The 6,492-nt window shown below is 58.7% G+C and carries 6 protein-coding genes; 5 read left to right on the forward strand and 1 reads right to left on the reverse strand.

Features of this window, described 5'->3' with window-relative positions:
- From KBY74_RS13045 to KBY74_RS13060, 4 genes are all read left to right on the forward strand, one after another.
- The coding region (locus KBY74_RS13045; protein ID WP_254943067.1) for a terminase at positions 1-1,085 on the forward strand (1,085 nt) is incomplete at its 5' end.
- Complete coding sequence (locus KBY74_RS13050; protein WP_254943068.1) at positions 1,082-1,783, forward strand: sigma factor; 702 nt, start codon at positions 1,082-1,084, stop codon at positions 1,781-1,783. The genes KBY74_RS13045 and KBY74_RS13050, both read left to right, overlap by 4 nt.
- Positions 1,784-2,143: 360 nt before the next feature.
- A complete protein-coding gene (locus KBY74_RS13815) occupies positions 2,144-2,905 on the forward strand; it encodes a DUF488 family protein (protein ID WP_254943069.1) in 762 nt (253 codons plus the stop codon).
- Between the two features lie 91 nt (positions 2,906-2,996).
- Positions 2,997-3,740 carry a hypothetical protein gene (locus KBY74_RS13060; RefSeq protein ID WP_254943070.1) on the forward strand — a complete coding sequence of 248 codons (744 nt, stop codon included), beginning with the start codon at positions 2,997-2,999 and terminating at the stop codon, positions 3,738-3,740.
- 107 nt (positions 3,741-3,847) lie between these two features.
- On the opposite strand, the gene KBY74_RS13065 is transcribed toward KBY74_RS13060, so the two are convergent.
- Positions 3,848-4,510: a hypothetical protein gene (locus KBY74_RS13065; protein ID WP_254943071.1), complete on the reverse strand. Its 663-nt coding sequence runs from the start codon at positions 4,508-4,510 to the stop codon at positions 3,848-3,850.
- A 304-nt stretch (positions 4,511-4,814) separates the two neighbouring features.
- Here KBY74_RS13065 and KBY74_RS13820 point away from each other — a divergent pair, with 304 nt between their 5' ends.
- A complete protein-coding gene (locus KBY74_RS13820; protein WP_254943072.1) occupies positions 4,815-6,407 on the forward strand; it encodes a DUF4055 domain-containing protein in 1,593 nt (530 codons plus the stop codon).
- The last annotated feature ends 85 nt before the right edge of the window (positions 6,408-6,492 follow it).

Here is a 6,492-nt window from a genome sequence, read left to right on the forward strand (position 1 = left end):
ATGACCCTTACAAAGGACCTGGTGATGCCGCCAGCCCTGCGCTGCGGCAGAAGCTGATCGACTGGCTGCGCTCGGTGTGGCTGACGCGCGCCGAGCCGGCCTCGGTGCTGGGGCCGGACGGGAGGGAGCAGCCGAATCTCTCGGCCCAAGTGGTGGTGCTGACCCGCTGGGACCACCAGGACGTGATCGGCTGGCTGCTGGAGCAGGAACTGGGCGAGGCCCCCCAGAACTGGACCGTGCTGGACCTGCCAGCCATCGCCGAGGACCCGGCCGAGCGTCCCCAGCTGCCGCCCACCTGCACCCTGATCCCCGACTGGCGGCAGCCAGGAGATGCCTTGTGCCCGGAGCGGTTCCCCCTGACGGAACTGCTCAAGATCAGGGCCCGACTCGGTGCCTACTGGTGGGCGGCGCTGTACCAGCAGCGGCCCAGCCCGGCGAGCGGCTCGATCTTCCTGCGGCAGTGGATCCGGCCGCCCTTCCCCCGCGATGACGGCAGCCTGCGCCACTACGCCCTGCTCGCTCTCTCCTGTGACCTGAGCTTCAAGGGGGAGGCAGAGAGCGACTACTGCGGCTTCTGCCTGGCCGGCCTGCTGGCACCACCAGCCCGCTCTGCCATCCCCCGATCGGGTGAATCTCAGGGCCCATCGGGGCCAAAGGAGTTGGAGATTGAGGTGCTCTGGGCCGCCCGCCATCGCTTTGGCCTGCCGGAGGTGATCCGCTTCCTGTTGGGTTGCCTGGAAGCGCTGGAGCAGCAGGGACTCAGGCCCAATGCCGTGCTGATCGAGGACACCGCCAACGGTCCGGCGGTGCTGCAGACGCTTCGCCGCAGGGTGCCGGGGATGCTGCCGATCACCGCCAGAGGCAGCAAGGAAACCCGCGCCCATGCCGTTGCCCCCCTGGTGGAGGCCGGGCAGATTCGCTTTCACCACCGCGCCCAGCCGTTGGTGGAGGAGGCGATCCGCTTCCCCAAGGGCAGCAAGGACCTGGTGGATGCCTTCTGCCACGGCGCTCTCTGGCTGGAAGGCCGTTACTGGAAGGCCCAGGGCATCCAGCCGGTGGTGACGCCGCTGCTGGTGAGCCGGTGAGCGAGTCGATGGTGTCCGCGGTGCGGGAACATCCCAAGCCTTCCGCAGTGGAGAGCCCACGCCCTGTCTTGCTGACTCCTCCTGCTGTGCAGCTGGTGCTGCCGCTCACGGTGGTGCTGGTGGGCAATGCCGCTGGGGCGGAGCGAATGCTGCGGCAAAGGCGCTTTCGCCGGCCGGCGTGCCATGCCCGTGCGCAACAGCTGGAGATCAATCTGGTGGCGCCGGCGCGTCACCACCCCAGAGCCTGGGCTCAGCGGCCTCTGCGCTGCAGGCCCCAGCGAGAACGGCCGGTGCGGCCCCATGCCGCTGCCGATGCCCTGGCCCTGGAACACATGGACCTGGCGGAGAAGATTGCCGGCAACTTTGCCCGCCGCACCGTCCACCCGAAGGAGGACTTGCTCCAGCTGGCGATGATCGGGCTGATCAAAGCGGCGCGGCGTTACGACCCCTCACGGGGCCCATTTCGGCCCTACGGGCGCACCTATGCCAATGGGGAGATCACGCACTTTCTGCGAGACAACGGGTTTCTGCTCAAGGTACCGCCGACTTGGCGGGAGCTCCACGCGCGGGGGCAGCGATTGCTGACCTCAGGAGTAGGCGTGGGAGAGATGCTGGAGCGAGTCGGGATTAGCCGCGAGCAGTGGATTCAGATCGTCGATGCTTGCTCAGTACGGGTGGTTGCATTTCCTGTTGATTGAACGCTTAACGCAATAAGTGGGCATAAGCTTTAGGTAAATAGCCGATACTCTCGTCTTCTGCGTCGGCATGATCAGCTGGCGCAAAGTTCGATTGTTCTACAAAGCACAATCAATCCGTTCTCATGAGTCACATTTCCGATGATTGCCCTTTTCCCGGCTGATGCGTGCAGCAGCTAAGATACCCACGACCTTGGCTGCGGACAAGTGACCATATCGCCTACGGCGCCTCGGCTCTTTCGAAGACATCGTTATCTGCTCGCCCTTCTTGAATCATTAGGAGGACGAGCATCCAATACTGATTTTCAAAAGCTCCTTTTCCTCTTTTCTGCAGAGACGCCTCATCCGCGACCTTACGAATTTGTGCCATACAAGTACGGTGCTTTCTCTTTTACTTCCTATGCTGACCGTCTTAAGCTGATCGACAAGGGACTGCTTGTGGGTTCAAGTGATTTATGGGAGCTCACTCTTGACGGAAAGGCTGCAGCCGGCTTCGACGATGATCTTCGCAGAGATGCTTCGTCCTTTGCCAGCCGCCTAGGCCAGATGCGAGGCAAAGAACTCATTGCGTATACGTACAAGCATTTCCCGTACTACGCAATGAATAGCGAGATTGCCGATGAAATACTATCTCACGAAGCATGTGCACTTGAGTCAATTCGACAAATCAAGCCGGCTTCAGGAATGGCAGGGCTGGCAACCATTGGATACGAAGGCAAGTCTATCGAGGCTTACTTGAATATCCTTCTAAAGGATAGCGTTACTGTTTTGTGTGACGTAAGACGTAATCCGATTAGCAGAAAATACGGCTTTTCTAAGCGCGTCCTTGCTTCTTCCTGCTCGCGAGTTGGAATTAAGTACGAGCACTTGCCTCGGCTTGGAATTGAATCTAGCAAGCGCATAAATCTTGGGACGCAGGCTGATTACGACGACCTATTTGGCGAATATTTTAATGATTACCTTCCCAAGCAAAAAAATGACCTGAAGTCAATTTCTTCATGGATTCAGTCTGGCGAAAGAGTTGCCCTAACTTGCTATGAAGCCGATGTGAGCCAGTGTCATCGCGGCTGCGTGGCCAAGATGCTTCAGTCTTCCTCTACAGATCTAACTCTAAGCCATCTGTAATTGGGAGATGAAACAAGAACGGTTACTTATTCTTGTCAAGACCTATCCCACCCTTTCAACGAAGTACGGTGAGACAGTCTGTACGGCAGCTATGAGGGAAGACGGGACATGGGTACGCTTGTATCCTGTCCCTTTTCGACGACTTGGCGAGACTGAGCAGTATAGAAAGTATGATTGGATCAACTGCAGGATCACGCGAAATTCCCAAGACCGTAGGCCTGAAAGTTTTAGGCCCCTAGATGAATCTGAGTTAAAACCAACTTCTCATGTAGGAACCGAGCAAGGATGGTCTGAAAGACGCAAAATTGTACTTAGAAAGGCGCGTGTTTTTGATAAACTTGATGAACTTATACTTGGCGCAAAGCAAAATGAGATATCCCTTGCCGTCTTTAAGCCCGCAGTGGTTATTGACTTCGTCTGCGAAAGGGAGGACTCACGTGAGTGGGATCCGAAAAGGCTGATAGCTATGCGTTCGCATATTGACCAATTCTCTCTTTTTGATGATAATGAATGGCGCAAGACCTTTCAAGTAATACCTAAACTGCCTTACAAGTTCTCTTATCGGTTTCAAGATGCAAATGGCCGAACAAGCCAGCTGCAGATTCTAGACTGGGAAATTGGCGCCCTCTTTTGGAATTGCGTATGGAGAGACCCTCAGCGGAACGAGCAGAATGCAGTTAGCAAGGTAAAAGCAAAGTACTTTGACGAGTTTATTGCCAAAGACCTGCATTTCTTTTTGGGAACAACTCTTCAGTTTCATTCTGTTGCTCCTAATCCCTGGCTTATCATTGGTGTTTTTCCTGCTCCCTATCAGACTCAGCTCCCTCTTTTCTAAATGAGTAGCAATCTACATCTTGTTGCTCTACTGAGCGTCTGGATTGTCAGCGGACAGAGTTGACGGCATAGGAGACACCTTCAAATCCCGCCTTCAGAATCTGGATGTTAGGCCAAATATGGGTGAACATCATATGATCTGACCTGAAATTCACCGACACGGCAGATTGAAGTCTGCATGAGCTGCAAGTTATTCTGCAACAGAATCTCATATTCATGCTTGAGCTTCTGGTTGCCCGTCACTTTATACGCGAATCCAAGAACCGAGTGAGAAGCTGCGATTTTTAGTATTGCAATTTGGCCATTCTCTTTTTGTGCGTGCCACCTGGCGACGCTCGGATGCATTGTCGTAGACATTGGGCCATCTAGAATCGCTACCTGTTCAGAGGCAAAGATTCCTCCGCTATAGAGGATCTGCCCTGTCTGAAGATATCCACCATTGCTTATCACTTCTAGATTGACACCAGAAAGATCTACGCCGATAGCCTGGATTCGATAGGCCCTAATATGCGGTACGTCTTTTAGATATGGCATTAATCTCTGCCACTTCGCGTATACAGTAGAAGACCGCAGTGCTTCTTCAACTGCTTTGGCGGTATCGCCTAAGCCTTCGTCGCTAATGATTTGATCGAGCAGTGCTTCATGAGACTCGTGGACTTGTGATGGCCTGAGCTCTCTGACGCCTTGTTCTGCTAGCGCTTGGGATATCGACGAATAGGAATGGGTTCTGATTGGGAGCAAATCAACTAGCTCTAAATCTGGATTAGCCATTAGTGCCTGCTTGAATGCCTAGCGCTAAATGGGCGGCCCCGCTTAAGAGGAGGCCCGCCCCTTCGTTGGTCGCACAAGAAGCCGATCTCATTGTTAGTTGAAGCTAAGCCCACTGCCTAATGGCCAGTCTCAACAAGATGACTCTTCATGCTTTGTTCTTTTGCGGACTCCCATAAGAAACCCTGCCCCTGGTTCTGATCGACCTGCTTGTCCTGACGCTCTGACCAAAATCATGCATATCCTGCATAGCGTACCCGCGATCAACCACGGCTTCTGGCAATGGCTCTGACGCAGCCAGCAGCCAGTGCCCACCACCCGCCGCCGCAGGACAACCACCTCCAGTAGCCCCGCCTCCCCACCAGAGACGCAACACAAAGCTCCTGCTGAGCCCCCTTGGCTGGAACACCCAACCCTCTCCGGCCTGCGAGACCGCCTGCAGCTGGCCTACGACTGCTGGACCCTGCTGGAGCTTCCTGACGGCACCAGCCGCCGGCCGGTGTACCTCCCCCGCGGCATCGAAGAGCCCGAGTCCTGCTACCTCAAGCGGCTGGAAGCAGCTCGACCCACCGGCTTCTACCGCGATGCCCTGCGGACCTACGCGGGGATGCTGTCGCGACTTGTCTGGCAGGAGCTGCCCGACTCGCTGACCAGGGTGGCCACCGATGTGGACGGCCAGGGCACCGACCTGGGGGTGTTCCTGTTCCTGGCCGACCTGCTCACCCTGCGCGATGGCGGCTGCCTGATCCTGCAGCTGCCGCCCCAGCACCGCTGGCCCTCAGAAGGCGACCGGCTGGAGGCCCTGGCCAAGGGCGACCGGCTCTCCCTACCGCGTCTTCAGCTCGTTCCCCGAGGTGACCTGCTCAACTGGCGCCTGCCTACCGATGGCGTTACCGGTGCTCCGGCGTCGGGGCCGGTGGAGCTCGTCTGGCGGGAGCCACGCCGGCAGGCCCTGCCGCCCCGCTTTGCCAGCGGCAATGCCGCTGTGCCCACGGTGCTGATCGACGCCCACGGCGGCCTGGTGCCTGACCTGCAGGCCTGGCTCTACCGCAGCCTCACGGTGACGGACGACGGACTGGTGCTGCGCAGTTGGCAGGCCAACCCCAACCCCGGCGCCGTCGATGGCTACGACGTGGTGCCCATAGGCGAGCCGGAGCGGATGCCCCAGCGTTTTGACCTGCCGGCCCTCTGGTACTCGGTGGATGGCACCGCCTTTGGAGAAGGCGATCTGCCACACCTGGGCCTGGCCCACCAGTACCTCAACCACTACCGCTGCCGCAGCGAATACGAAGACCTCCTCTCCCGCACCGCCTTGCCGGTGGGCGTACGCACCGGCCTGGTGGATGCCTACGGCTTCCGCCGCAGCGACGGCGCCCTGTGCTCGGGTTCGTCCACCGGGGGCGCAGAAGGACAGCGCCCCCAGCGCCTGGTGCTCTCCACCTCCTCCTTCATGGACCTGCCGGAAGGGGCCAAGTTCGAGTGGGTCGAGATTGAGGCACGATCGTTGGCGGAGCACCGGGCCTACCTGCAGCAGCTGGAGGAGGCCATGCGCCGCGACGCTCTGATTCCCGCTGGCGGCCACGGCCCGGCTCGTACCGAGCTGGAGATTTCCCTGACTGCCGGCCAGAGCTTTGCGGTGCTGCAGTCGCTGGCGGGCCAGAAGAGTTCGATGCTCAGCACCCTGCTGCGCCAGTGGACCCGCCTCACTGGCGAAAAGCTGGCGGACACACCGGCCTGCAGCGTGGAGATCTGCCCGCTGGTGCCGCCCCAGCCGCCGCGCAAACCCCAGCCCTCGGTGCAGGAGTGGCTGGTGCTGCATGAACGGGGGGTTATCGACGGCGCTGAGCTGCGGCAGCATCTGGGGCTGGGCGAGCCCAATGGGGGGATCGGCGGGGGTTGAGCTGGCAAGGGAGGGCATGACCCAGTCCTCCCCGCCCACCTACACCTGGCGCCCTGGTGACGCCGAGGCCCTACGCATCGCTCTT

The organism is Cyanobium sp. A1C-AMD (genome assembly GCF_024346495.1).
Lineage (GTDB): Bacteria > Cyanobacteriota > Cyanobacteriia > PCC-6307 > Cyanobiaceae > Cyanobium_A > Cyanobium_A usitatum.